The sequence below is a fragment of the Acrocarpospora pleiomorpha genome, assembly GCF_009687885.1.
In the GTDB taxonomy this organism is placed as follows: Bacteria; Actinomycetota; Actinomycetes; order Streptosporangiales; family Streptosporangiaceae; genus Acrocarpospora; species Acrocarpospora pleiomorpha.
This window is the reverse complement of the sequence record NZ_BLAF01000033.1, coordinates 33,232-59,049: the sequence shown is the minus strand read 5'-3', so window position 1 is coordinate 59,049 and position 25,818 is coordinate 33,232. Positions and strand designations below refer to the sequence as shown.

The following is a 25,818-nucleotide window of genomic DNA, read 5'->3' as shown; positions in this document are numbered from 1 at the left end:
CGGAAGCCAATCTTAGAGCGATATATACGCCATGGCGCGATGGCTCTAGGTCGTGAGGATTCTGGCGGATTCGGATTCCTGGGCGAGGCGGCGGATGGTGTCCAGGACCCGGCCGTACATGACGGTGCCGATGATGTGGGCTTCCACGGTGATCTCGCGGGGGGCGTCGAAGGGGATCTTGTGCATTTCGTGGGTCTGGACCAGGGTTTGGGCGGCGGTGGCGTACGGAGTGAGGTCGGCGAGGGTGGGTTCGGCGTCGAGATGGCGGAGGGTGACGATGGTCTGCGCCAGTTCTTCGCGGGCGGGGGCCTCGGGTTCGATCTGCCAGTCGAAGTCGGTGATGAGCTGGTCGACCATCTCGCGGGCTTCCTGCCAGTCGGGGGTGTCCTCGTGGGGTTCGACGCCGGGGCTGAGGGCGTAATGGGCGGTGCCGAGCATCTTGTGCACGCCGAGGGTCTCGTCGTCGACGGCGTCGAGCACGTCGCGGATGGCGGCGATGGGGAGGCGGCCGACCTCCAGGAGGGCGCGGATCAGGCGCAGGCGGCGCAGGTGGGTCTGGCCGTATTCGGCGCGGGTGGCGGAGGTTTGCTCGCCTTGGGGGAGGAGGCCTTCGCGCAGGTAGTACTTGATGGTCGGGATGGGCACCCCGGATTCGGCGCTGAGCTGGGAGATCCGCATACGGACGAGGGTACCTCGTCATTGGACAGCAATGCTATCCAATGAACCGATCGTGGCCGGCTCAGTGTCTTTGCCAGAGCGATGCGGCGATCAGTTCGGCGACCAGGGTTTCGGTGAGCAGGGCCACGTCGGGGTCGTCGTCGTGGCGGTAGCGGATCGACGCCTTCTGCCCGGGGAGTTCGCCGCCCACCGTCAGGACCGTCGAATCGCGCTGGCGAATCCACTCCATCGCCTGGTCGTCGTAGCGAGATCCGGGGAAGAACAGGGCGCGATAGTCGTAGGTCTTGGTGAGGTAGACGTCCACATGCGACCAGTCGCCGGTCTCGCAGGCATCGGCCTGACGCCGCGGGCCTTCCCGGAACATCAGCGCTGACTGCTGTGCGGAGGACAATCGCTCGGCGGGCGCGATCGTGTACACGCCATGCGGCCCGTCCAGCAACGAGATCGCCTGATCCAGCCACACTCCCCGCCGATCGAGCAGATCAGCACTGGCCTCCGCCGTCCGCCGCACAAGTCCCGAAATATCGCCACCCGCCCCCGTCAGCCGATCAACAAGCCCCAGCAGCAAAACCAGCGTGTGCTGAAATGTCCGGCAAGCGACGCCGCCGTTCTCCGCCCCGGCCAACATCGGCACCACCACATCCGCGCCCTCGCCGACCGCCGATTCAACCTGGTTGGTCACCGCGACCACCCGCGACCGCCCCCGATACCGCGCCACCGCGTCCAGCGTCTCCCGGCTCCCCCCAGACGCCGAAATCGCCACAACCAAGGTCGACGCATCAGCCGGATACCCCCCAGCCGCCGAGGCATACTCCGCCACCGCGTCAACCCCCGCCGCCCGCAACCGCAGCGCCGCCACCCCCGCCGCGTATCGGGAACTCCCCATCCCCAAGAAGACAACCCGCCGCACATCCAACGGCACTCCGCCCAGGAGATCACCGGCTTCCCACGCATCGGCGAGCCCGGCCAGAGCCTCAGGCTTCGCTTCCAAATCAGCCAAATACAACGCGGCGTCCATCAAGAGCCTTTCGAGATCTAGAACCAGGTGCGGAGGACGCCCATGGGGGCGTAGCGCCAGCGGGGGAGGTGGTGGGCGGCGTAGAGGAGTTCGCGGCATTCCTGTTCGATCTCGAAGGGGCGCAGCAGCGAGCGATCCAGCAGTTCTGACTGTCCAGCCTCCGCCAATGTCGTGACATAGGCGGTTTCGAGGGTTTCGCGGGTCATCCAGGCCCACGCGGCCATCGCCTGGGGATCAGCCCCGCGCCGCTTCACGGCCACCTGGGCCACATGTTCAAGGCTGGTCGTCAGCTGAGCCAGATCCCGCGCCGCCGGCTGGTATGGCGAAGCCCCCGAAACCGTCGGATTCCCATCGAAATCTACGATCGCCAACCCGTCCCGCCACTGAAGCACCTGCCCCACATGCAGATCCCCATGAATCCGCAGCACCGGCGTATCCCCAGCCACTCCGAGCGGCGCCAACTCCCGCCGAAGATCCCCTTCATGGGCGCTCAGCCACGCCGAATCCTCCGCGTCCTCGGTCACCCGAAGCGCCTCACTCAGCGCCTCGAACGCCCGCCCAGCCCACGACGCCTCCACCACCCGCACAGGATCCGGCAACACACTCGACGGCGTCGCCAGCGCCACATGCAACTCCGCCGCCATCCGCCCCAACTCGCCAGCGAACTCTGTACCCCCAGAAACGGCTTCGTCAACGCACCATTCCCAGCCATCCCTGGCCTCAGGCAGGTACGCGGTCACCAGCGCCAGCAACTCATCCCGGCAGAACACCGCCGCATACGGCTCCGCGATCGCCCGGAACCCCACCTCCGCCAGATGCGCGAACAACTCAGGCGCGGGCGAATCACCAGAAGGCCTCGCAAACCACTTAACCACTACGGTTTCACCTACGATCACCGAGTGGTTGGTCTGGTCGGCCGGAATCACCCGTTCTCCGGCCGGGATGGGCGGAAGGGGACGCATGCTCCGTACGACGAAAGGATCCGGTGGATCCGCAAGCGTGCGCAGGAGCGTCTCCGACAGGCCCGGTTCGATCGGGAGCCCCGGGATCAGGGTGGCCGTCGCCGACAGCCGCCACCGTGGAGTGTCCACGCCTACTCCTGAACGTCGCTTCAACAAGAAACACAAATGTAAAGCTCACCGTGCTCAGCAAAGTCTTGTCTAAGTTGAGTTCTCCTGCAACACTCGCGAATCATCAGGAAGGGAGCGCCGCTTGTCCGGAAATCTCACGAAGGCTTCGGAGACTTCCCGGAGGCCGCTAGGCTGGGGAAGGGCCGCCGCGGCGGTGTTCTTCCTGGCACCTGGACTGACCGCCCTGATCGTGCTGGCCATCGTGCCCATGATCTTGATGCTGACCTACATGTTCTTCCCACGAGGACGCTTCGGCGGGGTCGTCTACGAGTTCACCCTGGAGAACTTCGCCCGCCTCAACGACCCCCTCTACCTGGGCGTGATCGGCGACTCCCTGGTCATCGCCGGTCTGGTCACCCTGATCGCGCTGCTGATCGGCTACCCGACCGCCTACGCGATCGCGCAGCTGCCGCCACGCTGGAAGACCATCGCCCTGCTGGCGATCATGCTGCCGTTCTGGACGAACTTCCTGATCCGCGTCTACGCCTGGATCGTGCTGCTGTCCGGGCCCGGCCTGGTCAACGACGCGCTCACCGGGCTCGGTCTCGTCGACGAGCCGCTGGCGCTCCTCTACAACGAGGGCACGATCGTGCTCGGCCTCGTCTACGGCTACCTTTCGCTCATGATTCTGCCGATTTACTCGGCTGTGGAGAAGATCGACCCCCGGCTGCGTGAGGCGTCCGCCAACCTGGGCGCGAGCCCGTTCCGCACGTTCCTCAGCGTGACGCTGCCGCTGACGCTGCCCAGCGCGCTGATTGGCGCGGTGCTGGTGTTCGTGCCGAGTTTCGGCAACTACGTGGTGCCAGAACTGCTCGGCGGCGGAAAGGCGATCATGGTGGGCAACATGATCAGGGACCAGTTCCTGAAGGCCCGCGACTGGCCGTTCGGCGCGACCCTGGCCCTGGTCATGATTGTTTTCACGTTCGTGCTGCTCATCGCCCAGGCCGTGGCCTCCAGGAGGATGCGCAATGCGTAGGCGGAACCTGGGCATCTACGTGCCGCTCTGGCTGACGTACGTGTTCTTCTACACGCCGATCGTGGTCATGGTGGTGATGTCGTTCAACTCCAGCGACTCGCCGTTCGGCTTCCACGGCTTCAGCCTGAAGTGGTACGGCGCGCTGGCCGAGAACGACAACGTGCTGCACGGCCTGGTCAACACCCTGATCGTCGCCGTGGGCACGACCGTGATCGCCACGGTCGTGGGCACCATGCTCGCGGTCGGCCTGGCCCGCTACACCCGGTCCAGGATCCTGGACGCGCTGGCCACCCTCCCGGCCATCCTGCCGGAGCTCATGCTCGCGGTCGGATTGATCATCTTCTACTCCACCGTGCAGTTCACCCTCGGCCTGCACTCGATCCTGCTGGCCCACCTGACGTTCGGCATCCCGCTGGTCGCCGTCGTCGTCCGGGTCCGCCTGGCTTCCATGGACATGTCCCTCGAAGAGGCCTCCCGTGACCTGGGCGCCGGCCCGATCCCCACGTTCCTGCGGATCACGCTCCCCGGCCTGATGCCGGGCGTGGCCGCCGGGGCGCTGCTGGCCTTCACCTTCTCCCTCGACGAGTTCGTGCTCGCGTACTTCACCGCCGAGCCGACCGAACCGACGCTGCCGATCGTGATCTACTCCATGATCCGCTTCGGCGTGACCCCCGACATCAACGCCCTGGCGACGATCCTGCTGGTGGTCAGCTTCACCGCCGTGATCGCCGTCCAGCGGATGACCCGACTCACGGAGTCCTTCAAATGACGCTGCTTTCCATCGAGGGAGTGTCCCGGAAGTTCGGGGACGTCGTCGCTCTTTCCGATGTCACGCTCGACATCCGGGCGGGGGAGTTCTTCGCCCTGCTCGGGCCGTCGGGGTGCGGCAAGACCACGCTGCTGCGCATCCTGGCCGGCTTCGAGTGGCCGGACCGCGGCGACGTCCGCCTCGACGGCGCCGACCTGCTGCGCCAGCCGCCGCACCGGCGGCCGGTCAACCTGATGTTCCAGTCCTACGCCCTGTTCCCGCACATGACCGTCGCCAAGAACGTCGCGTACGGCCTGGAGCGCGAGGGCCTGCCCCGCGCCGAGATCAAGACCAGGGTCGGCGAGGTGCTGGAGAAGGTCGGCCTGGACACGATGGCCGGGCGGCGGCCCGCGCAGCTGTCCGGCGGCCAGCAGCAGCGGGTCGCGCTGGCCAGGGCGATCGTCAAGCGCCCCCGCATGCTGCTGCTGGACGAGCCGCTGTCCGCGCTGGACAAGAAGGTCCGCGCGGAGATGCAGCTGGAGCTCAAGCGGCTGCAGCACGAGGTCGGCATCACCTTCGTGGTCGTCACCCACGACCAGGAGGAGGCGATGTCCCTCGCCGACCGCATCGCCGTCATGGACAACGGCCTGATCGAGCAGGTCGACGCCCCCATCGCCCTCTACGACCGGCCGCGCACCCGGTTCGTCGCCGACTTCATCGGCGCCAACAACCTCTTCACCGGTACGGTCACCAACAACGGCTTCGAAGTCCCTGGCCTCGGCCCGCTGCCCTGCAAGACCGACCTGCCCAACGGGATCGCGGTCCTGGCCGTGCGCCCCGAGCGGGTCCGGCTCGGCGACCCCGGACGCGGCGCCGCCGACGGAACCGTGGTCGACGTGAGCTTCTTCGGCGGTATCTCGCACATCGCGGTGGACGTGCCAGGGCATGACCGGAAGGTGCTGGTGGCCACGCAGGGCTCGGCCCGGATCGCTCCGGGCGCGACGGTCGGGCTGTTCTGGAACCCGGACGACGCCGTGCTCGTGCCCGCGTAGCGGTCAGGCGCTCTGGGTGCGTGGCACGGACGGCCTGCGGGTCGCTGTGGTGCGGTGCGGGATGCTCGCCTTGAGCGGGTGGCCGGTGGCCAGGCGGGCGTAGTCGAGGATGAGCTCCGCGGCTTCGTCCGCGCCGATCGTGTGGTGCCTGGCCACGATGCGGTAGCCGTACGCGTCTTCGAGGGCGACCAGGTTGCGGCCGATGGTCTCGGAGTCCTGGGCGAGGGTGAAGACGTTCTGGGCGGCGCCGACCTCCAGGATGGTCTGGTACATGGAGACCTGGCGGTCGTAGAGGGTGGTGAGGAGCGTGCCGTACACCCGGTTGCGGCCGGCGGCGCCGCCGAGTTCGCAGAGCAGGCGAACGCCCGCGTCGTCGGGGCCCTGGGGGAGGCCGGAGCGGATCGTGACCATGAGTTTCTGGGCCGGGTCGGCGATGCCGCTGATCTTCTTGATCCGCTGCTCGTAGAAGCGCTCCATGCCCGCGTGGTGCGCCTCGATGAGCAGGTCGCGCAGGTCGGGATAGTGGTAGAGGACGGCGCCCGAGGTGAGCCCTGCCTCCTCTGCGATCTGGTTCAGATGCACGCCTTCCGCGCCGTGCTGGATCATCGCGCGCCGCGCCGCGTCGATCAGCTCGATCCGCCGATCTGCCTTGCTCTTGCGCTGAGTCATGACACCCGTCCCCGTCTGAACGATCTCACAACTAGTCTCGCAGGTCTTGACGTAGGAACTCGATGGGCATTTGAATCACGATTCAACAAACATGGGGCGAAGGGAGACGCGGTGCTCAAGGATGCGGCTCCCCGGGTCTACTGGACGGATGGCCAAACTCTTCCGGCATACCCACCTTTGGAGCGGCGTACTACTGCGGATTTGCTCGTCGTGGGCGCGGGTTTTACGGGATTGTGGGCCGCGGTGCTCGCCAAGCGGGAGAACCCCGCGTGCGATGTGGTGCTGGTCGACGCGCACACGGTCGGGTTCGGGGCGAGCGGGCGGAACGGCGGCTTCATCTCCGACTCGCTGACGCACGGGCTGGCGCATGGCGTGCATCGCTGGCCTGGGGAGATAGCGCTGCTGCTGGCCCTCGGCCGGGAGAACCTGGCGCAGATCGCGGCGTTCGTCGAGGAACACGCCATCGACGCCGACCTCCGCCTGGTCGGCAAGACCAGCGTGGCCGTCGCGCCGCACCATGTCGACGATCTCCGCCGCGCCGAGAAACTGCACCGCGAGTACGGCGAGGACGTCACCTTCCTCGGCCCCGAGGAGATGCGCGCCGACGTGAACTCGCCGACGTATCTGGCGGGGCTGCGGATCCGGGGGAACGGCGGGCTGGTCGATCCGGCCCGGCTGGCGTGGGGGATGCTGCGGGTCGCGGGCGATCTCGGTATCCGGATATATGAGAACACGCCGGTCACCGGGCTGGAGCGATCCGGATCGGCCGTCCGGGCGACCTGCGATCGGGGCGTCGTCACGGCCCGCCAGGTGCTGCTGGCCACCAACGCGTTCCCCGCGCCGCTGCGGCGGTTGCGTAACTTCGTGCTGCCCGTCTGGGACTACGTGCTCGTCACCGAACCGCTGGACGCCGGTCAGCGAGCCGCGCTGAACTGGCCGGACGCCCAGGGCATCACCGACGTGGGCAACCAGTTCCACTACTACCGGCTCACCCGGGACCAGCGCATCCTCTGGGGCGGGTACGACGCCGTCTACAACTTCGCCGGCACCGGAAACGAGCAGCGCCACGCGTCCCACCAGCTGCTCGCCCGGCACTTTTTCACGACATTTCCCCAGTTGCGGGGTCTGCGCTTCACCCATCGCTGGGGCGGCATGATCGACTCCACCAGCCGTTTCACGCCGTTCTTCGGGACGGCGATGGGCGGGCGGGTGGCGTACGCGCTGGGCTACACCGGTCTCGGCGTCGGCGCGTCCCGATTCGGGGCGCTGGTCGGCCTGGACCTGCTCGCCCGCAGGAACACCCCCAGGACGGGTCTGCGCATGGTCCGGCGGCACCCCGTGCCGTTCCCGCCGGAGCCCCTGCGCTGGCCGGTGGTCGAGTTCACCCGCCGCGCGCTGGCGCGCGCGGACGCCAACGAGGGCCGCCGAGGGCCCTGGCTGCGCGCCCTGGACCGCTTCGGCATCGGTTTTGACAGTTGAACGAGTAAGGAACCACCCCGATGACCCTCCTCATCAACCCCGCCACCGGAGAACCCGTCGACGAGGTCCCTGACAGCACTCCCACCGACGTCTCCGCGGCCGTACAGGCCGGGCGGGACGCCTTCACGCAGTGGCGGGACACCACCCCCGCCGACCGGGCCCGGCTCCTGCTGCGCCTGGCCGACCTGGTGGAAGCCGACGCCGAGGAGCTGACCCGCCTGGAGGTCGAGGAGACCGGCAAACCCGCCGCCGTCTTCCGGGACGGCGAGCTCCCCTTCGCCATCGACAACCTGCGCTTCTTCGCCGGCGCGGCCCGCTCCCTGGACGGCACCGGCGCGGGCGTGCTCAGCGCCGGCTACACCTCCGCCCTCATCCGCCGCCCGATCGGCGTGATCGGCTCGATCGCCCCCTGGAACTTCCCGTTCATCATGGCCGTCTGGAAGATCGGCCCCGCCATCGCCGCCGGCAACGCCGTCGTCATCAAACCGGCCCCCGCGACCCCGCGCAGCACGCTCCGCCTCGCCGCCCTGATGGCCGAAGCGGGCGCCCCAGAAGGCCTGCTCCAGGTCGTCACCGGCGGCGCCGACATCGGCCAGGCCCTGGTCACCGACCCCGGCGTGGACATGGTCGGCGTCACAGGATCCACGGCCACCGGCCGCGCCGTCATGCGCGGCGCCACCGGCGGCCTCAAGCGGGTCCACCTCGAACTGGGCGGCAAGGCCCCCGCCCTCGTCTTCGACGACGCCTCGCTGGCGGACATGGCCTTCGGGGTCACCATGGGCGCCACGTACAACACCGGGCAGGACTGCACCGCCGCCACCCGCGTCTACATCGCCAGATCCCGCTACGACGAGGCGCTGGAGGCCCTGCACGCGGCCATGGAACAGGTCAGGCCCGGCGATCCCTGGTCCGACGAGACCGACATCGGCCCGCTCATCTCGGCCGCCCACCGCGACCGCGTCAACGGCTTCGTCACCCGCGCCTCCGGCCGTGTGCTCCTCGGCGGCAAGCCCATCGACGGCCCCGGCTTCTACTACCCGCCCACCCTGATCGCCGACGCCGACCAGTCCAGCGAGATCGTCCAGGGCGAGATCTTCGGCCCGGTCCTGGTGGCGCTGCCCTTCGACTCCGAGGAGGAGGCCATCCGCCTGGCCAACGACACCCCCTACGGCCTGGCCTCCTCGATCTGGTCGGTGGACGTCGCGCGGGCCCTGCGTGTCGCCCACCAGCTCGACGTCGGCGTCACGTGGGTCAACGATCACCTGCCCATCGCCTCCGAGGCCCCGCACGGCGGCGTCAAGGGCAGCGGCTTCGGCAAGGACATGAGCCAGGAGGCCGTCCAGGAGTACTCCGTGGTCCGCCATCTCATGATCAAACACGCCGCCCCGGAAGCCCGGGACTCCTTCAGGCCCGCCTGACCGCTCATAATGGAGCACGTGAATCAGCGAAAGAACTCCGGCACGGCGACTTCGGCGACCCCGGTCAGGCGTCAGACCGGGGGCAGGCGGGGCACCACCACGGCCAGCGCCGTTTCCGAGCGCCGGGACCACCTGGTGAAACTCGCCGCGGAGCTCTTCGCGCGCAAGGGCTTCCAAGCGACCACCGTCCGGCAGATCGCCGAGGAGGCCGGCATCCTGTCCGGGAGTCTCTACCACCACTTCGACTCCAAGGAGGCGATCGTCGACGAGGTGCTGCGCACGTTCCTCGAAGACCTCATCGCCCGCTACCGCGCCGCCCTGCACACGGACGGCGATCCGCGCGCGGTCCTGTCGGAGATGGTCAGGATCGGGTTCGGCACCCTCGAGCTGCACCGCGCCGCGATCACTGTCATGCAGAACGACTGGAGCTACCTGCGCTCGCTTCCCGACAACCGCTTCGACTACCTGGTGAAGGCCGAGGACGAGGTCGAGCGCATGTGGATCGAGCAGATCAAGCGCGGCCAGGCCGTCGGGCAGGTCCGCGGCGACGTCGACCCCAAGCTGACCTACCGGATGATCCGCGACACCATCTGGGTGGCCGTGCGCTGGTTCCGCCCCGGCGGGCGGCTCAACACGGCCGGGCTGGCCGAGCACTACGTCAAGGTCCTGTTCGACGGGCTCGCGACCGGGGACCGGACCAGCCAGCAGGCATGAGCATCATCGAGGCCGTGCGGGGGGCGCTGGCCGAGGTCGCCGACCCGGTCAAGGCGCCCGCGATGCGCGCGTACATGAAGTCGGAGCTGCCGTTCCTCGGGGTGCAGTCGGGGCCGCGCCGTACCGCGCTGAAGAAGGTGTTCGCCGGGCACCGGCTGGGTTCCGCGCCGGAGTGGCGCAAGGCCGTGCTGACGTTGTGGCGGGAGGCCGAGTATCGCGAGGAGCGGTATGCGGCGATCGAGCTGACCGGGTCGCGGCTCTACCGCGACTGGCAGACGCTCTACACGCTGCCCATGTACGAGGAGATGATCGTCACCGGGGCCTGGTGGGATCTGGTGGACGAGCTGGCCGTGCATCGCATCGGAACGCTGCTGCGGCTGTTCCCGGACACGATGAAGGTCACGATGCTGGAGTGGGCGCGGGATCCGGATCTGTGGAAGCGGCGCACCTCGATCCTGTGCCAGAACACCTTCAAGGACAGGACCGACCTGGGGCTGCTCTACGCGTGCATCGAACCGAGCCTGTCGGATACGGAGTTCTTCGCCAGGAAGGCCATCGGCTGGGCGTTGCGCGAATACGCCAAGACCGATCCGCGGGAGGTCGTGCGATACGTGAACAACCACGGCATCAGCGGGCTCTCGCGGCGGGAGGCGCTTAAGAACGTGCCGGAGTAAGGGACGGCTCGCGCGCCCCGAATACGCGCGAGCCGTGCCGGATGATCAGACGCTGGGCACGGTGTCCACCCAGCGCGTCGAGGCGGACCGGTAGGAGTTGACCCGGTTGAGGACCTCGGTGGGCGCGACGACTTCGTTCTTGGAGTGGTAGAACCAGTCGACCTGCTGGACGTACGTCCGGGGCGTCGAGCTGCCGAGCAGGCCGCCGCTGATGAACCACAGGTTGAAGTTCACCGACTGGACCGTCTCGGGGTAGTAGATGTCACCGTGCGTCGCGAAGAGCGCGCCGTCGATGTAGTACTTGATCTGGCCGCCGGAGACCTGGAGGACCAGGTCGTGCCAGCCGTCGTAGCTGATCCGGTTCTCGGTGTGCACGTTGACCGCCAGCCAGGGTTCGTTGCGGTAGGTCTCCCAGGAGGTGGCGTACATGATGTTGGCGGGCTCGCCCCAGCCGCCGTTGGGCAGGTACTCGAAGTCCTGCTCGCTGTAGTTGGGGTCGAGGTCCTGGTTGAGCGGTGTGATCGTGAAGAAGGTCTGCACGATGTGGTCGCCGTCGGGGCCGTTGATCGGGGCGTCGGAGAATTTGACGCGGGCCGCGTAGGTGCCTTCCAGGAACTTGCGCTGGTGCAGCACTTCGGACTGCTGGGTGCCGGCCGAGGTGCCGTCGGTGACCGACTTGAGCTGGAGCGCCTTGTTGGTGCCCGAGACGACGGGGAAGGAGATGTTCTCCTTCGGCCAGGTCGCTCCGGGGATGCCGGGGCCGCCCTGGTTGGTGCGGATGGTCCAGTTGTGTGCGCTGATGGTGGTGTCGTTGGCGTCGGTGTAGTTGAAGTCGTCGAACACGACGCCGGAACCGCCCGGCGGGGGTGACGGCGATGGGGACGGGGACGGGGACGGCGATGGCGATGGGTTGCCGCCGGTCGGCGCGGTGCCCCAGAGCAGGGTGCCGTTCTGGTAGACGGTCACCTTCGTCCAGTCGATGTAGGAGGTGTTCGTCCCGAATGAGTAGTCGTCGCTCTGGGTGATGCGCTGCCAGTCGGCGCGGTAGAAACGCAGCTGCATGTCACCCGACTGGGCGCCGGTGGCCAGGTTGCCGGCGGTGAAGCCGACTTCAAGGTAGCGGTCGGCGGTGGCCGTGCCGGGCGAGATGGTGCCGAACGTGCCGGTGACCGTGGAACAGGACACGACCGCCCAGGAGCAGGCGAAGCGGTACTGCTGCGAGGCGGAGTCGGCCTTGAAGTAGTAGCGGATCTTGAGACCGCTCAGCGGGATCGCGGTGGTGCCGTTGTTGATCAGGTTGAACCAGGGTTCGACCTGGTCGGCGGTGGCGCCTGAGGCGCTGGTCTTGTACTGCAGGCGGACGGATGTCGCGGCGTCGGCCGGGAGGGCGACCAGGCCGATGAGGGCGAGAGCGGACACCAGTCCGCCGGCTAACCACTTCTTTCTGGACAACATTCTTCCTTTCCGTGTACGAATCCCCCGAGGTCTAAGGAATGAGCGGCCCGATCTGGATGCCCTGGGCGGCCAGCCGGGCCAGGTGCGGGTCGAGCCGCCGAAGGAAGTCCGGGTAGTCCTGGGGGGAGCCCCAGGCCACTTCGGCGAAGGCGCACAGGCGGGGGAAGGTCTGGCGCTCGACGTCTTCTGGAGTGGGCATGTATTCGGTCCAGAGCTGGGCTTGCACGCCGAGGATCCGGCCGTCCGCGCCGGGCGGGGCGGGGGGTGGGTCGAAGTGGTACGCGTCGGACAGGGTGAGGATGCGATCGGGGGCGAAGGGGCCCGGCTGGAATTCGACGGGGTAGTCGAGATATGTCCGGGTATGGGGGGCAAGGATGACGTCGCGGCCTTCAAGGGCGGCGAGCGGGCCGCTCTGCTCGTCGAGCCAGGTCATCGTGGTCGCGCCGGGCGGGCCGTCGGCTTTTTCGTGCCAGTAGACGAGGCGGCGTCCCCTTCGCTGGAGGTGCTCGGCCATCCTCGTCATGATCCAGCTCCGGGCGGCGTGCGCGCCGGGAAGTCCTAGCTCGCGGATACGCTCCTGGGCTCGGGGGGTTTTCTCCCATTCACCGGGGCGGCATTCGTCCCCGCCCACGTGTATGTACTGATCCGGAAATATCTCGATAACTTCGTCCAGCACCTCCTCGAAGAAGGCAATCGTGGACTCCTCCAGGTTGAGCGTGTGCGGGCTGATTCCCCAGGTGTCCCACACCGGCAGCTGCCGGGAGGGATCGTTCCCCAGATGCGGATACGCGGCGAGCGCGGCCTGGACATGACCCGGGAGCCCGATCTCGGGGACGATCCGGACAAACCTCTCCGACGCGTACGCGACGAGCTCCCGGATGTCGTCGTGCGTGTAATGATCGCCGGACACCTCGGTGAGCCGGGGGTGCCGCTTGATCTCCAGGCGCCAGCCTTGATCGTCGCTCAGGTGCAGCTGGAGCACGTTGAGCTTGTGCAGGGCCAGCAGGTCGATCAGCCTGCGGATGAAGTGCGTGGGCATGAAATGCCGGGCGACGTCGAGCATGAGGCCGCGCCAGGGGTACTTGGGGCGGTCCTCGATCGTGGCGTGGGGGAGCGCGTCGCCGTACAGGGCGAGGGTCTGGCGGGCGTAGAAGCGGCCCGCGTCGCCTCCGGCCGTGAGGTCGACACCCGTGGGGGATATGTCCAGTCGGTAGCCTTCCGGTCCGAGTGCGGGGTCTGGTGGTGCGAGCCGGACACGCTCAGGGTCGTACGCGACAGTGCCCCCGAGAACGGCCAGTTTCCTGGGCCGCGGAATTATCACGTGGAGATCCCTTTCAGGTCAGCCCTTGATCGCGCCGGCGGTGAACCCGGAGGTCACCCGGCGCTGCAGGACGAGGAAGATGAGCAGGACAGGCAGCATGAAGAGGGTGGCGGCGGCCATCGTGGCGCCCCAGTCCGTGCCGAAGATGTTGCTGAACGACGACAGCCAGACGGGCAGGGTGCGGTCGTCCTGGTTCTTGATGATCAGCGCGTTCGCGAAGGCGAACTCATTCCACGCGGTGATGAACCCGAACAGGGAGGTGGACATCAGGCCCGGCGCGAGGAGCGGGAAGACGACCCGGCGGAACGCGACCAACCGGCTCGCGCCGTCCATCTGGGCGGCTTCCTCCAGCTCCGGCGGGATCGCCGCGAGGAAGCCCCGGAGCGTGACGATCGTGAACGGAAGCGTCGTCATGAAGTAGATCAGGCTGAGCATGGACAGCTTGTCGAGCATGCCGGTGTCGCGGGCGATGATGAACATCGAGATCAGCAGCGCCTCCCAGGGCGCCATCTGGGCGATGAAGACCATCAGGATGAAGCCGCGCCGCCCCCGCCACCGCATCCGCGCCACCGCGAACGCGGCGAGCAGCGCGACGACCAGGGCGGCCAGGACCGCGCTCACGGTCACCAGCAGGCTGTTACGCCAGAACAACCCGAATCCTTCGGCGTTCACGGCGGTGGCGAAATGCTCAAGCGTGGGGTTCGCGGGCCAGAATGTCGGGGTGTCGGCCTGGATGTCCTTCGTGGGCTTGAACGCGGTCAGAACCATCCAGTAGACGGGGAAGACCGAGACGATCAGGACAGACAGAGCGGCCAGGGTGAGCGGGAGGCGCCGGAGTCTCACAGCTGGTCCCCTTCGTGCCGGAGCATCCGCCGCAGGTGCGTGATCAGGGCGGCGACCAGGATCAGGACGGTCAGCGTGGAGATGGCCGCACCCAGGTCGTATTTATGGAGGGATTGGGCGATCTGGTAGGCGTACACGGGGAGGGTGGTGGTCGCGCCGTCTGGGCCGCCGCGGCTGATCGCCCAGATCTGGGCGAAACACTTGAACACCCAGATCACTTCGAGGGAGGTGATCAGCCCGAACAGCGGGCGCAGGATCGGGAAGGTGACATTTCTGAATATCTGCCATCCGGTCGCGCCGTCGATCCGCGCGGATTCGTAGAGCTCCGCCGGAATCGTGGTCAGTCCCGCGTACAGGGTGAGCGCCGCGAACGGCACCGACTGCCAGACGACGAGCACCACCAGGATGACGAACGTGGACGTGCCGTCCGCGAACCAGGTGTAACCCCGGAAGGACTCGAGACCGAGCGTGGCCAGCAGCCAGTTGACCACGCCCAGCCTCGACTGGAACAACCACTGGAAGATGGTGGTCGCCGCCAGAACCGGCGTCGCCCAGGTGAGCACCAGGCCACTCATCACGGCCAGCCGCAGGCGTTTCCGCAGCCGGGCGATCATCAACGCGACGAGGGTGGAGATCACCATGATCGCGGCGACGTTCACGGCCGTCCACAGGAAGGTCCGCCAGACCACCGACCAGAACTCGTCGCTGCCGAGGACCTCCTGGTAGTTCTCCAGACCGACGAAAGCCGCCCCGCCACGGATCAGCTCGCCGGTCCGGAAGTGCTGGAATGAGATCACCACACTGCGCAGCAGCGGGTAGAGCAGGAGATACGCGGCCCCGACCACGGTGGGGGCGACGAGTAGATACGGCCACAATCCGGCCATCCGGGATCGTCCCTGGCGTCGCCGGTTGACCGGCGGCGCGGGACTTTCCTGGCGGGGGGCGACCACGGGCGGTGCGGACACGGGCTTCCTCAGAAGGTCGTGGGGAGCAGGGACGGGAGGGTCGGCCCACCTTTGGGAAGGGTGGGCCGCGCTCCTACGACTTGGTGGGGGCTTAGAACACCAGACGGAATGCCGCTGCTGCTCTTTGGCGCCGGTGCGGTGAGAACCACCACCAGCGTGAACGGCGCCGGATAACGGCGAGAGACTCGGTGACCTGGTCATTCTGTGTGCTCTTGGCCTTCGACGACGTCACGCCTACCCCGGCAGTTCGGTCGGTTTCCGTTTCGCGGGCGTGAGCCGTACACCTACGACTTGGTGTTGAGGATGTCCGTGATGACCTGGGACGCCGCGGCGGATTCGGTCGCGGGGTCGCCGCCGGTGAGGACCTTGGTCATGTATTCCTTGATGACGTTCTTCGCCTCGACCGCGGCCCAGTTGGGGGAGTTCGGGGTGGCGTGCCCGTTGGTCGCGCCGATGGCCATCGCCGCCGCGCCCTCGCTGCCGCTCAGCACGCCGGCGAAGGACGCCTTGTTCGGGACGTACGACATCTCCTTGGCCATGTCGAGCTGGAACTTCTCACCCGCCAGGGCCTTGACCACCTCGTACGCGGCGTCGGGGTTCTTGGACGCCTCCGGGATGATCAGGTCGGAGCCGCCGGTGAACACCGCGCCCGGCTTGTCGGCCGTCTTCCCCGGAATCGGGAAGAATCCCAGCTTCCCGGCCAGTTCCGGATTGGCCTTCTCGATCGCGGTCGCGCCACCGGGGGAGGAGATCAGCTGCGCCACGTCGCCCTTCGCGAACACGTCGGCCTGCGGCGGCTTGGCCTCGTCGGAGTCGCGCGGCCCTTCGCCGAGCGCCTGCAGCTTCTGGTAGAACCCGATCCCGGCGATCGCCTGCGGCGTGTCCAGCGCGCCCTTCCACTGGTCGCCCTCCCGCACCGCCAGGTCGCCGCCCTCGTCCCAGATGAACCCGGCGAGGGTGTACCAGTTCTGGCCCGGCAGGTAGATGCCCTGCGTACCGCCCTTGTTGAGCTTGGTGGTGACCTCGATCCACTCGTCCCGCGTCTTCGGGGCGGTCGCGATCCCGGCCTTCTCGAACAGGTCCTTGTTGTAGATCACGACCCGGTTCGCCGCGTACCACGGGATCCCGAACTGCCGCCCGTCGATCTTGCCCGGCTCGGCGAGCCCGGGAATCCAGTCCCCGCCGCCCAGCTCGGTGACCTTGTCGGTGAGGTCCTTGACGCCGCCGCTGGCCGCGTACTCAGCCACCTGGGTGTTCCCGACCTCGATCACATCGGGCGCGTCGTTGCTGGCCAGCGCGCTGGTGACCTTCTGCCCGATGCCGTCCCACTCCTGGATCTGGATGTCCAGCGTGGTCCCCTGATGGCTCGCCTCGAAGTCGGACTTGAACCGGCTGATGACCCCGTCGGTGAAGCTGTCCCGCATGACCCAGACGGTCAGTTTGACCGGCCCCGCGTCAGCGCTGGGAGTGGTGGATTCTGGCGTGGATCCGCACGCGGTCAGGCCGGCGGCGAGCGCCAGCACCGCCGAAGCGGTAAGGAAGCGGGACCTCATTGGTACTCCCAGTGGTCAGATATTGGTAAGCAATCTGCCTGCTGCGAGTAGAGTGGTCTTAACCAGTTGTCCCGTCAAGGCCTGTTATCAAGCGTTAACCTGGCCAACTGGTCAGAAGCTGGTAAGGTCGAGGTTGTGACTCTGAACATGCGGGCCGGGCTGAAGCGCGACCGGGTGCGCGACTTCTTGCTCGACTTCATCGCCGACAAGAAGCCGGGCGAGGCCATCCCCTCCGAACGCGACCTGTGCAAGGAACTCGGCGTCTCCCGCCCCACCCTCCGCGCCGCCATCGACGACCTGGTCCGCTCCGGCCAACTCGTCAGAGAACACGGCCGAGGCACCTTCACCGGCCCCCACCGCGTCACCCAGGCCCTCGCCGCCACCCCCAGCGGCTCGTTCTACGCCCCACCCGCCGAGGGCCACTGGGCCAGCCGCATCCTCGAATTCGGCTCCGCCCCCGCCGGCCCTCAACTGGCCAGCCGCCTCCAACTCGCCCCCGCCGCCCCCGTCCTCCGCGTCGTACGCCTCCGCCTGGTCGACGACGAACCCATGGCCATCGAACGCCTCCACCTACCTCACACCCTGGTCGACGGCCTGGTCCCCACAGATATGGAATCCGGCTCGTTCTACCGCTTCCTCCGCGAACGTTTCGGCGTCGACGTACGCAGCGCGATCCAGACAATCGAGGCCACCGTGACCGACGAGACGGAGGCGGAACTGCTGCACGTGCCCGAACATTTCCCCGCACTGATGGTGGAGCGCACCACCAGAGACGTAAACAGCAGAATCGTCGAGTTCACCCGATCCATCTACCGCGGCGACCGCTACCGAGTCACCTCAGAACTAAACTTCGACGCCGATTCCGGCTGACCCGCGCCTGGACCGCATGGTGGCGCGTAGGTCGCCACAGGCCGGCTTCTTGCTGTTTTTGCGAAATGGGCGTACTAGCGCTAGTTCCCGGACATTATGGGTCTGCTGCATGGACCGGATGGCCGGAGGGGTAGATGACGCGTCGCGCGTGGCGGATCAAGTCGATTGCCGTTGTCATCGTATTTGTGCTGTCCGGATGTGGGGATGACGCCCCTCCGGAGCCGACCGCGGCCGAAGCCGGCGAGGTGCTCAAGAGTCATATCGACCAGACTTTGAAGTATTTGTCCGCCGTAGAAATAAAGATCACAGACCCTGGGGGAAAGGATATCCCCTGTGGCAATGGAAAGTACAAGCGTACCTACGCCGCCGAAGCTGAGGCCGGAGCCGGTACCGGTGATTCGGATGTAATCGCGACTATACTCGTCGGGGCGCTGATTTCGGTGGCCCAGCACGCCGAGTACGAACTGATCGCGAGCCACTTGACCGCGAAGGTGGCCGTGAGTGCCAAGTTTCGGACGCGGATCGTGCTTTACTCACCAGCTAAGGAACGGATGGCCGCTCGAGGCGAAACGGATTGCTTGCTCTTGAAATAACCGAGGTGGATCGCTCACACAGTCACTGGAAGTCGTCCACTATTTCGGTCTTCCCTCCCAGGAAGGCGGTTTTCAGCCACTTGTGAGCTTCGCCGAGCTCGCTCTTATCGGTCCCTCCGGAGCCATTGGCGATCAGCCAATTGTCGAAGTTGTTCACGGATTCTTTGTCCTTGACTATTTCCGCAAAAGGTAGGAGATTCCCGTTGCCATCGGTGATGGGCGGGCGGGAAAAGCGGGCGTCAGTCAGCGCGACCTTTGGTTCGAAACCGTTGGCTATCAGCATGTTCACCATCCAGCCTTCCCGTGCCAGCGAAGCCGCACGTGTCTTCTCGGTCAGCGCGGATACGCGGGTCTCGTCGGGCGTCAACATGGACTCCAGGCCCGGAGGTGTAATAGTGGAGATCCCCAGCCACAGGGCCTGACCGCCCAAGCCGGGTATCGCAAGGCCGCCCACACCAAGAGCCAGACTAGCCACGAATACTTGCGCCTTGATCCGCTGCTGATCAATGGCGTCGAGCTTTCCCTGGACCTCGCTCTCGGCCACTAACTGCAGTCCCGCGACATATCCCATCGCTCGCATCGTGCTGTTGAGATGTTCGATCCCTTTGCCGCCGTCTTTCGCGGCGGCCACGTTGATGAGCCGGTCGGCGGCGTTCCCCATACCTTCTTCGAAGGGTTTGATGTTTTCCGGAGAGTCGGCAAAGATCTTGACGAATTCATAGGTGTCCTTCGGGCTGAGGCGGAATGCCGGACCTAGCCCGGAGATGATCGTCTTCACGTCCCCGAAGGCGCTTGGCTGGGTGCGGTTGGCGTCACCCAGGTTCGCGCCTTCGACGATCTCTGTGGCATATGCCCCCGCGATCTCGGCGAGATGTATACGGGTAGGTTCGCGGATCTCCAGCGTCGGAAGCGTCGTCATGAGCTGGAAGGCATTCAGGGCGGCCTCCTTGGAGTGCGCCCCATCCTTCTCGTCGTAGACGCCGGATGCGGCGGCCAGCATCCGGCCGAAGGCGTCAGCGCGTGAGTTCTCCTTCTCCTGCAAATCCGCCTGCCCGGAGAAGGTGGAATAGACCTTCACCCTGTCGTTCAGTCGGTGGAGCGCCGCTGCCAGGGCCCCGTGTTCCTTGGTCGCGGTGGAGATCGCTGTTCTTGCGGCTTCGGGATTGTTGCCCAGCGCGTAGAGATATCCGGCCAGGCTCGTGCCGTTCACTGTGCTCTTGCCGCTCAGCGCATGTCGGCTCACCACGGTTGAAAGCCAGGCTGCGGGAAAGTTGCCGGCCCGGAGCAGGTCGCCCAAAGCCTGATTGCCGTTCTCCGGGCCGTACGTTCCGGCGTTGTCGCTGAGCTCCGTGAAGTCTGCCACGCTGCTTTTCGCCGGCTGGAAGAGCGTGGTCTGCGATGAGGATCCGGGGTTCCGGCCGGTCACTATCTCATACCGGGTCTCGGCGAAGCCTGGCACCTGTGCTCCGAACCTGACCGCGGTGCCGAACGCACGGCTGACCAGGTCGATCGTGTCATCAGGATCTTTCATGCCCGCCCGGAGCTTGGCGGGAATCGCAAGCGTGCCCTCGGCTCCGAGCGTTGCGAAGAAGGAGGCGGTGAAATCCGCGTCATTCCAGTGTGCGCCCAATTCGGCCGCCATTTCGGCGAGTACGTCGTCGTTGGTTTTGCCGCCGGGCCATCCCCAGTCGATCGCCTGGGTGCCGGCGAAGCGTTCCGCCAGCGCCTTCCCCTGCCGTCGCGCCTCCGCTTGGGACAACATCGTTTTTTCGTCCAGCGGCACCAGGCCGCTCAGCAGACCAGGCGCCCACGACCGGATATTGTCCGAGGCCTGAATCGCCTGATTGCGTCTACGGAGCTGCGGTAATTCGGTTTCGAGCCAGTCCAGAATTTGCCCGACCGGCTGCAGGCCCTGGCTCGACAGGTCGGCGTTGGTCAGCAGGCGGCGGATCGCTTCCATCTCTTCTTTGATGACATCGCGGCCACTTGCGAGAGAAGCGATGAACGTGCTCATCAGACCTGGATCGATGCCACTGAAATCCGGTGACAACGGTCCCGTTCCAGGGGGTCCCTGCTCCATGATCTCACTCCACCCTGTAGCCGCCCCGCTTCACTCTAATATTCCTGCGACAGATTGGTCTGGCGTACCTGCATAAACGATGGCAGATCCCATAACGTAGAAAGTAATCGCGACGTTTAGCGAAGGGGCATATGAGCCACTCCGCGGACCACATGGTCCCCAACCCCCGGCACCAACTCATGGAACGGACTTTGGCGGAGCTCAGAACCCGGGTGGCGGACCTGGAGGCGGCGCTCGATTCGCCGCACCGCCAGTTCGCCGGCCGGCCCGTGTGGGTCGGGCCCGTGGCCAGACGCTTCGCCGAGGACCTGAGCGCGCGCCGGGCACGGTTGCGGCAGGTGGCTCACGCCTTGATCGCCGATTTGGAGAGCGAACTGCGAGCCCTGCCGACCACGGTCCGCTCTACCAAGATTCCCCCGTCTAGCGGGGGCTGGTGACACCACACGTGTGCGGGCCCCCGCGTGGTCGCTGCGCGTCTGGTGATGTTCGAGTGGGAGTTCGTTATGGACATTAACCATGATCTTGGAAGATAATTCGGAGAACTGTTGCTCGCGAGCCTTAGTCACCATGGCTTCGCAACCCCATCGCTATGTCGATGCCCGGTGACCTTACTCCGGGTGACAGAAGGGTTTCTCCATGAAGCGAACCCCCCGGCTGCTGACTCTGGCAGTCTCGTTACTCCTGGCTGCTTTGGGCGTCGTCGTCGCGCAGACGTCGGCGTATGCGGCCAACCTGCTGGCGAATCCCGGATTCGAGACCGGTGCGCTGTCGCCTTGGTCCTGTACCGGCGGTCTCGGGTCCGTCGTCAGTACGCCGGTTCGCAGCGGCACTAGGGCGCTCTCGGGTGCGGCTAGCGCGTCGGACAACGCCAAGTGTTCGCAGACGGTGAGTGTGCGGCCGAGTACCGCGTACACGGTGTCCGCCTGGGTGCGTGGGAACTACGTTTACCTGGGTGTCAACGGCGGGTCTGCGACGTGGACCTCGTCGGCGGCCTACCAGCAGCTCACCCTCTCCTTCACGACCGCGGCCGGTCAGACCTCCGCTGTGGTCTATCTGCACGGCTGGTACGGCCAGGGCACCTACTACGCCGACGACGTCAACTTCGACGGTCCCGGCGGCACGGCATCCCCCTCCCCGAGCCCGAGCCCGAGCCCGTCTCCGAGCCCCAGCCCCAGCCCTAGCCCCTCCCCGAGCCCCAGCCCCAGCCCGTCGCCTTCTCCGACCGGGGGCACGTGCCCGGTGAAGTCCAAGCCGTCCGGGAAGGTCCTGCAGGGCTACTGGGAGAACTGGGACGGCGCGTCGAACGGCGTGCACCCGCCGCTCGGGTGGATTCCGATCACGGACGCTCGGATCAAGGCGCACGGCTACAACGTCATCAACGCCGCGTTCCCGGTCATCCTCTCTGACGGCACCGCGCTCTGGCAGGACGGCATGGACGCCACCGTCAAGGTCGCCACCCCGGCCGAGATGTGCGCGGCCAAGGCGGCGGGCGCGACGATCCTGATGTCCATCGGTGGCGCGACCGCGGGTATCGACCTCAACTCCAGCACGGTGGCCGACCGCTTCATCGCCACCATCGTCCCGATCCTCAGGACGTACAACTTCGACGGCATCGACATCGACATTGAAACCGGCCTGACCGGCAGCGGCAACATCAACCAGCTGTCGGCGTCTCAGGCCAACCTCATCCGCATCATCGACGGCGTGCTCGCCCAGATGCCGTCCAACTTCGGCCTGACCATGGCCCCCGAGACCGCGTACGTCACCGGCGGCAGCGTCGTCTACGGCTCCATCTGGGGCGCCTACCTGCCGATCATCAAGAAGTACGCCGACAACGGCCGCCTCTGGTGGCTGAACATGCAGTACTACAACGGCAGCATGTACGGCTGCTCCGGCGACTCCTACTCAGCCGGCACAGTTCAGGGATTCACCGCCCAGACCACCTGCCTGAACAACGGCCTCGTCATCCAGGGCACCACGATCCGGGTGCCGTACGACAAGCAGGTGCCAGGCCTGCCCGCCCAGTCCGGCGCCGGCGGCGGCTACATGACGCCCTCGCTGGTCTCGCAGAGCTGGAACGCCTTCAACGGCAGCCTCAAGGGCCTGATGACCTGGTCGATCAACTGGGACGGCTCGCGGAACTGGACCTTCGGGGACAACGTCAAGGCACTTCAGGGCCGCTGACGGTAACCCGGGCAGCGGATCGAAGCACCGCTGCCCGGTGTCCCGTTCCATTCGTGAAGCGTTCATGGATCTTCCCAGTTCGATGTCACACAATTACCCCAAGACTTGACACAAGTCGTCCTGAGCGTCAGTTTCCGGGTGGTCGCATCCCAGGGGTCGGGACGTGCACATGGACAGGACGGTGGAAAGACCCGGGAATGAGGTCGCGATGACCTCCTCGGAGTTGACGGTGCTCAATCTGCTCGGGTCAGGGCTGAGCACGGCACGGATCGCTGCGTCGCTCGGCGTCACGACCTGCGCGGTGGAGGCGTGCAAGCGCGGCATCTACCGCAAACTCGGCGTGGTGAGCCAGGCGCACGCGGTGGCGAGGGCCATCTCGCTCGGGTTCTTCGACCATCATCGGCCACTGCCGGACAGCGGCCGCACCCGGCCTGAGGTGGTGGTCGTGCACGCGCGGCCAGGAGCGTGCCGGGACCGGGTGGCCGAGACGCTCCTCGCCTGCGGGCAGTCGTTCGCGGTGCTGCGGGATTCGGCGGGCGCGCACTGGTTGCAGTGGCGGCGGGGCACGCTGGCGGCGGTGCTGATCGACCCGGATCCGGGTGACTGGCAGCTGCCGGCCCGGCTGGGGGCGCCCACGCTGGTGGTCTGCTCGGTGCCGCCCGATCTGGCGGCCGTGGGGGACGCGGTCCGGCACGGCGCCCGCGCGCTGGTCTGGCGGGAGGACGTGCCCGAGGATCTGTGCGGGATGTTGTCGCTCATGTGCCGGGGCTACTTCACGATGACCGCGCTCTGCCTGGACGCGTTCACGGCGGGGATCGCCGCGCATCCGCCCGAGCTGACCGCCCGGGAGCGGGACGTGCTGGATTCGATCGCGCTCGGGCACACCATCGGGCAGACCGCGCGGCGGCTCGGCATCACGGCCAAGACGGTCGAGAGCGTACAGGCCCGGCTGTTTCTCCGGCTGGGGGCGCGGACCAGGTCGGAGGCCCTGATCATCTCGCATCGGCTCGGTCTTGTGGACCGGTCACGGGCGGAAGGCCCGTGACCGGTCCTCAGGTCAGGCGGTCGCGCAGCGGCGGTTGTTGAGGGTGAAGTTGGGCGGTTTGGCGTTAGTGACGTTGTCGCGCTGGGCGTTGAAGCCGACGCCGTCCCGGCTGGCTCCCGGGGCGATCGTGCCGTTGGTGGGGGTGTTCGTCACCGTGACATTCCGGCCGCTCTGGCTGACCACCCCGTTCCAGAGTTCGCTGATGGTCTGACCGTTGGCCCACTCCCAGCGCAGCGCCCATCCGTTGATCGGCGTCGTGCCGGTGTTGGTGATGGTCGTGTTGACCTGGAAGTTGCCCGGCCAGTCGGTGGTCTGGGTGAAGCTGACCGTGCAGGTCGCCGGGGGAAGGTCGGCTTCGGGCACCAGGAACACGTTGGGCGCCAGGTCGGCCGCGGTCAGGTCGGTGTTGAGGTCGATGATCTGGCCGAGCGTGCGCCGGTAGTCGATCCCGTAGGTGTTCCTGATGTACGTGAGTCCCTGGTCGTTGCCGTAGAAGAACCGGTCGCCGTCCCGCAGGGCCTGGAACTGCCGGGCCCACATGGCCAGCTGGAGCTCGCCGAACTCGCTGCCGGGCACGTGCTGCTCGGCGACCATGCCGACGAACGCGTCGATGTTGTTGACGTTGCCGTACAGGGCGCGCAGCCGGGAGGCCAGCGTGGTGCGGCGGACCTCGCGGGTGGCGGTGCCCTCGACGGCGTCCTCGTCGTTCAGGTCGACGGGGGTGCCGTCGATGTCGAACAGCTGGAGCACGTCCAGGCTGTCCGGGTCGTTGATCTCGTTGCCCGCGGTCAGCTGCGGGTCCGCGGGGAAGGCGTCGGCGGCCTCGCCGGTGATCGCAGTGAAGGAGGTCTTGGCCGGCAGCCCGAACGCCTGCCGCAGCTGGTTGTACGTCGGGATGCCATGGTCACGACCACGCTCGATGTCGATCGCGCCCAGGTCCACGACGCCGTTGAAGCACTCCGGCAGTCCCGGCCCGTCCAGGCATTCCGGGTTGCCGGAGACCGGGATCTGGAACAGCACGCTGCGCAGCTGGTTGTCGATCTGCTCGTCGTTCTTGTACTCCGACTCCAGGCCGAGCGCGAGCAGCATCGGGCCGAGCTGGACCTGCTCCAGCAGGTCGGGGTTGAAGAAGGCCAGGTTCAGCGGAATCGCGATCTCGGCGTCGTCGCCGTCCACCGCGACCTCGACGCCTTGCGCGGTCAGCGCGTTCAGCGTCGCCTGCGAGTAGCGGGAGGCGTTGGTCTCCAGCTCGAACTCGCCGTGGATCATGCTGTGCGCGCGGTAGCCGACGGTCGCGAACTCGTTGCCCAGGTTGGCGTTGACGCCCGGGTTGTAGCCCGTGTAGCGCGGCAGGGCGACGCCGAGGGAGGGCAGGAACTCGTTGTAGGTGATGTACTGCTGCTCGGCCATGACCACCCGGCGGGCGATCTGGAACTTGTCCTCCTCGCTCAGCGAGCCGGGCAGCAGCGCGACGATCCGGTTGTGCTCGCGGGCGAACAGGGTCTGGGTGGCGGTGAGGGACAGGTTCTCGTTCGCCCGTACGTCACCCGCCACCATGGCCCGCCCCGGCTGCCCGATCAGGCGGCCGTTGAGCTCCATGACCGGCGCGGTTCCGGCGTTGCCCCGGGCGTCCCTGCGGGGTAAGTATCCGTTGGCCAACATCAGTGAGGCGCTGTTGTTGGCCAGGTTCCCGTCCACGGGACCGGTGCGCAGCCATTCCAGGCGGGTGTTGTCCGGGCCGTACACCGGGAAGCCGTTCAAATAGGAACTGTTGGTGTTGGTCTGCTGGCGGGGATTGCTGACCCCTGTGCCCGGCGCCGGATTCGACCGGACGAACGGGATGTACCCGAGCGTGTTGGTGAAGTCCTCCAGCGGATCGGAGGAGCTGAACGGGATGTTCGCGGTTTCCCCCTGGGGGTCGCCGGGCTCCCGCCCGTCGCGCAGGCCGAAGGTGTGGTCGATGAACTGCCCCCACGTGAACCCCCACTGGGTGACCCTGCGCTCGGAGAACAGGTTCTGGTTCACGTCGTTGTGGATGCGGTTGCTGACATTCCGCGCGTTCGGCCCGCCGAACGGCTGGCTCAGCCCGTTCACGTAGCGGGTGGGCCCCACCCTGCTGTACGGCGTGTTCGCCTGCCCCCACGTCGGATTGGCGACGTTGTTGCCGCTGCCGTTGAGACTGGAGACCGTGAATGGAACGACTGCGTGGGCGGCCGGAATCCCGGTCAACGTGACCGCTGTGGCGACCACGAGCGCGGCGCCCAGCCGCGCGGCACGATGAAATGACATCATCTACTCCCTAACCCGCCGGATCAAAGGCCGTGTATGTCCGGCGCGTGGCGCCAGACTCTTC

23 protein-coding genes are annotated in these 25,818 nt (G+C 66.9%); 12 read left to right on the top strand and 11 right to left on the bottom strand.

Annotation, left to right across the window (positions count from 1 at the left end; translation table 11 throughout):
- Positions 1-45: 45 nt before the first annotated feature.
- From Aple_RS27710 to Aple_RS27700, 3 genes are all read right to left on the bottom strand, one after another.
- Positions 46-678 (bottom strand): MerR family transcriptional regulator, encoded by a 633-nt coding sequence (locus Aple_RS27710; RefSeq protein WP_155347651.1) that lies wholly within the window; start codon positions 676-678, stop codon positions 46-48.
- Positions 679-739: 61 nt separating this feature from the next.
- On the bottom strand, positions 740-1,696 hold the full coding sequence (locus Aple_RS27705) for an SIS domain-containing protein (RefSeq protein ID WP_155347650.1): 957 nt from the start codon (positions 1,694-1,696) through the stop codon (positions 740-742).
- Positions 1,697-1,713: 17 nt separating this feature from the next.
- Entirely contained in the window at positions 1,714-2,622 is a 909-nt protein-coding gene (locus Aple_RS27700; RefSeq protein ID WP_155347649.1) for a hypothetical protein, read from the bottom strand.
- 286 nt (positions 2,623-2,908) lie between these two features.
- Here Aple_RS27700 and Aple_RS27695 point away from each other — a divergent pair, with 286 nt between their 5' ends.
- From Aple_RS27695 to Aple_RS27685, 3 genes are read left to right on the top strand one after another with little or no spacing between them, the layout of a single operon-like run.
- Positions 2,909-3,802, top strand: a complete 894-nt coding sequence (locus tag Aple_RS27695; RefSeq protein WP_246264818.1) for an ABC transporter permease — start codon at positions 2,909-2,911, stop codon at positions 3,800-3,802.
- Positions 3,795-4,571, top strand: coding sequence for an ABC transporter permease (locus Aple_RS27690; RefSeq protein WP_155347648.1), 777 nt, complete (start codon positions 3,795-3,797; stop codon positions 4,569-4,571). The genes Aple_RS27695 and Aple_RS27690 overlap by 8 nt, the downstream gene beginning before the upstream one ends.
- Complete coding sequence (locus Aple_RS27685; protein ID WP_155347647.1) at positions 4,568-5,602, top strand: ABC transporter ATP-binding protein; 1,035 nt, start codon at positions 4,568-4,570, stop codon at positions 5,600-5,602. Before Aple_RS27690 ends, Aple_RS27685 begins: the two co-directional genes overlap by 4 nt.
- 3 nt (positions 5,603-5,605) lie before the next feature.
- Here Aple_RS27685 and Aple_RS27680 read toward each other — a convergent pair whose 3' ends face one another.
- A complete protein-coding gene (locus tag Aple_RS27680) occupies positions 5,606-6,271 on the bottom strand; it encodes a TetR/AcrR family transcriptional regulator (protein WP_155347646.1) in 666 nt (221 codons plus the stop codon).
- Between the two features lie 111 nt (positions 6,272-6,382).
- Here Aple_RS27680 and Aple_RS27675 point away from each other — a divergent pair, with 111 nt between their 5' ends.
- Genes Aple_RS27675 through Aple_RS27660 form a run of 4 tightly spaced genes read left to right on the top strand, consistent with a single transcriptional unit; the run spans position 6,383 to position 10,556 of the window.
- Entirely contained in the window at positions 6,383-7,750 is a 1,368-nt protein-coding gene (locus Aple_RS27675; protein WP_246264817.1) for an NAD(P)/FAD-dependent oxidoreductase, read from the top strand.
- Positions 7,751-7,770: 20 nt separating this feature from the next.
- Entirely contained in the window at positions 7,771-9,168 is a 1,398-nt protein-coding gene (locus tag Aple_RS27670) for an aminobutyraldehyde dehydrogenase (RefSeq protein WP_155347644.1), read from the top strand.
- Between the two features lie 18 nt (positions 9,169-9,186).
- Positions 9,187-9,882, top strand: coding sequence for a TetR/AcrR family transcriptional regulator (locus tag Aple_RS27665; protein ID WP_246264816.1), 696 nt, complete (start codon positions 9,187-9,189; stop codon positions 9,880-9,882).
- A complete protein-coding gene (locus Aple_RS27660) occupies positions 9,879-10,556 on the top strand; it encodes a DNA alkylation repair protein (RefSeq protein ID WP_155347642.1) in 678 nt (225 codons plus the stop codon). Before Aple_RS27665 ends, Aple_RS27660 begins: the two co-directional genes overlap by 4 nt.
- Before the next feature lie 45 nt (positions 10,557-10,601).
- Here Aple_RS27660 and Aple_RS27655 read toward each other — a convergent pair whose 3' ends face one another.
- The 5 genes from Aple_RS27655 to Aple_RS27635 all read right to left on the bottom strand — a co-directional run bounded on the left by Aple_RS27655 (position 10,602) and on the right by Aple_RS27635 (position 16,693).
- Complete coding sequence (locus Aple_RS27655) at positions 10,602-11,975, bottom strand: cellulose binding domain-containing protein (protein ID WP_246264815.1); 1,374 nt, start codon at positions 11,973-11,975, stop codon at positions 10,602-10,604.
- A 67-nt stretch (positions 11,976-12,042) separates the two neighbouring features.
- Complete coding sequence (locus Aple_RS27650; protein WP_155347640.1) at positions 12,043-13,332, bottom strand: beta-N-acetylhexosaminidase; 1,290 nt, start codon at positions 13,330-13,332, stop codon at positions 12,043-12,045.
- A gap of 18 nt (positions 13,333-13,350) precedes the next feature.
- Positions 13,351-14,175 (bottom strand): carbohydrate ABC transporter permease, encoded by an 825-nt coding sequence (locus Aple_RS27645; RefSeq protein ID WP_155347639.1) that lies wholly within the window; start codon positions 14,173-14,175, stop codon positions 13,351-13,353.
- Complete coding sequence (locus Aple_RS27640; protein ID WP_246264814.1) at positions 14,172-15,140, bottom strand: carbohydrate ABC transporter permease; 969 nt, start codon at positions 15,138-15,140, stop codon at positions 14,172-14,174. The genes Aple_RS27645 and Aple_RS27640 overlap by 4 nt, the downstream gene beginning before the upstream one ends.
- A 284-nt stretch (positions 15,141-15,424) precedes the next feature.
- On the bottom strand, positions 15,425-16,693 hold the full coding sequence (locus tag Aple_RS27635; RefSeq protein WP_155347638.1) for an extracellular solute-binding protein: 1,269 nt from the start codon (positions 16,691-16,693) through the stop codon (positions 15,425-15,427).
- A 135-nt stretch (positions 16,694-16,828) separates the two neighbouring features.
- On the opposite strand from Aple_RS27635, the gene Aple_RS27630 reads away from it, so the two are divergent.
- Together Aple_RS27630 and Aple_RS27625 are read left to right on the top strand one after the other, a co-directional pair.
- Positions 16,829-17,563, top strand: coding sequence for a GntR family transcriptional regulator (locus tag Aple_RS27630; RefSeq protein ID WP_246264813.1), 735 nt, complete (start codon positions 16,829-16,831; stop codon positions 17,561-17,563).
- A 134-nt stretch (positions 17,564-17,697) separates the two neighbouring features.
- The gene (locus Aple_RS27625; RefSeq protein WP_155347637.1) at positions 17,698-18,156 is read left to right on the top strand and encodes a hypothetical protein; all 459 of its coding nucleotides are present in this window, start codon (positions 17,698-17,700) and stop codon (positions 18,154-18,156) included.
- Positions 18,157-18,178: 22 nt separating this feature from the next.
- Here Aple_RS27625 and Aple_RS27620 read toward each other — a convergent pair whose 3' ends face one another.
- A complete protein-coding gene (locus Aple_RS27620) occupies positions 18,179-20,170 on the bottom strand; it encodes a DUF6571 family protein (protein WP_155347636.1) in 1,992 nt (663 codons plus the stop codon).
- A gap of 197 nt (positions 20,171-20,367) precedes the next feature.
- Between Aple_RS27620 and Aple_RS27615 the strand changes: the two genes are divergently transcribed.
- The 3 genes from Aple_RS27615 (at position 20,368) to Aple_RS27605 (ending at position 23,465) form a co-directional block, all read left to right on the top strand.
- Positions 20,368-20,673, top strand: coding sequence for a hypothetical protein (locus Aple_RS27615; RefSeq protein WP_155347635.1), 306 nt, complete (start codon positions 20,368-20,370; stop codon positions 20,671-20,673).
- 199 nt (positions 20,674-20,872) lie between these two features.
- On the top strand, positions 20,873-22,420 hold the full coding sequence (locus Aple_RS27610; protein ID WP_155347634.1) for a glycosyl hydrolase family 18 protein: 1,548 nt from the start codon (positions 20,873-20,875) through the stop codon (positions 22,418-22,420).
- Positions 22,421-22,628: 208 nt separating this feature from the next.
- A complete protein-coding gene (locus tag Aple_RS27605; RefSeq protein WP_170321686.1) occupies positions 22,629-23,465 on the top strand; it encodes a LuxR C-terminal-related transcriptional regulator in 837 nt (278 codons plus the stop codon).
- A 12-nt stretch (positions 23,466-23,477) separates the two neighbouring features.
- Here the strand turns inward: Aple_RS27605 and Aple_RS27600 are convergent, their stop codons facing one another.
- Positions 23,478-25,757, bottom strand: a complete 2,280-nt coding sequence (locus Aple_RS27600; protein ID WP_155347632.1) for a peroxidase family protein — start codon at positions 25,755-25,757, stop codon at positions 23,478-23,480.
- Positions 25,758-25,818: the final 61 nt, after the last annotated feature.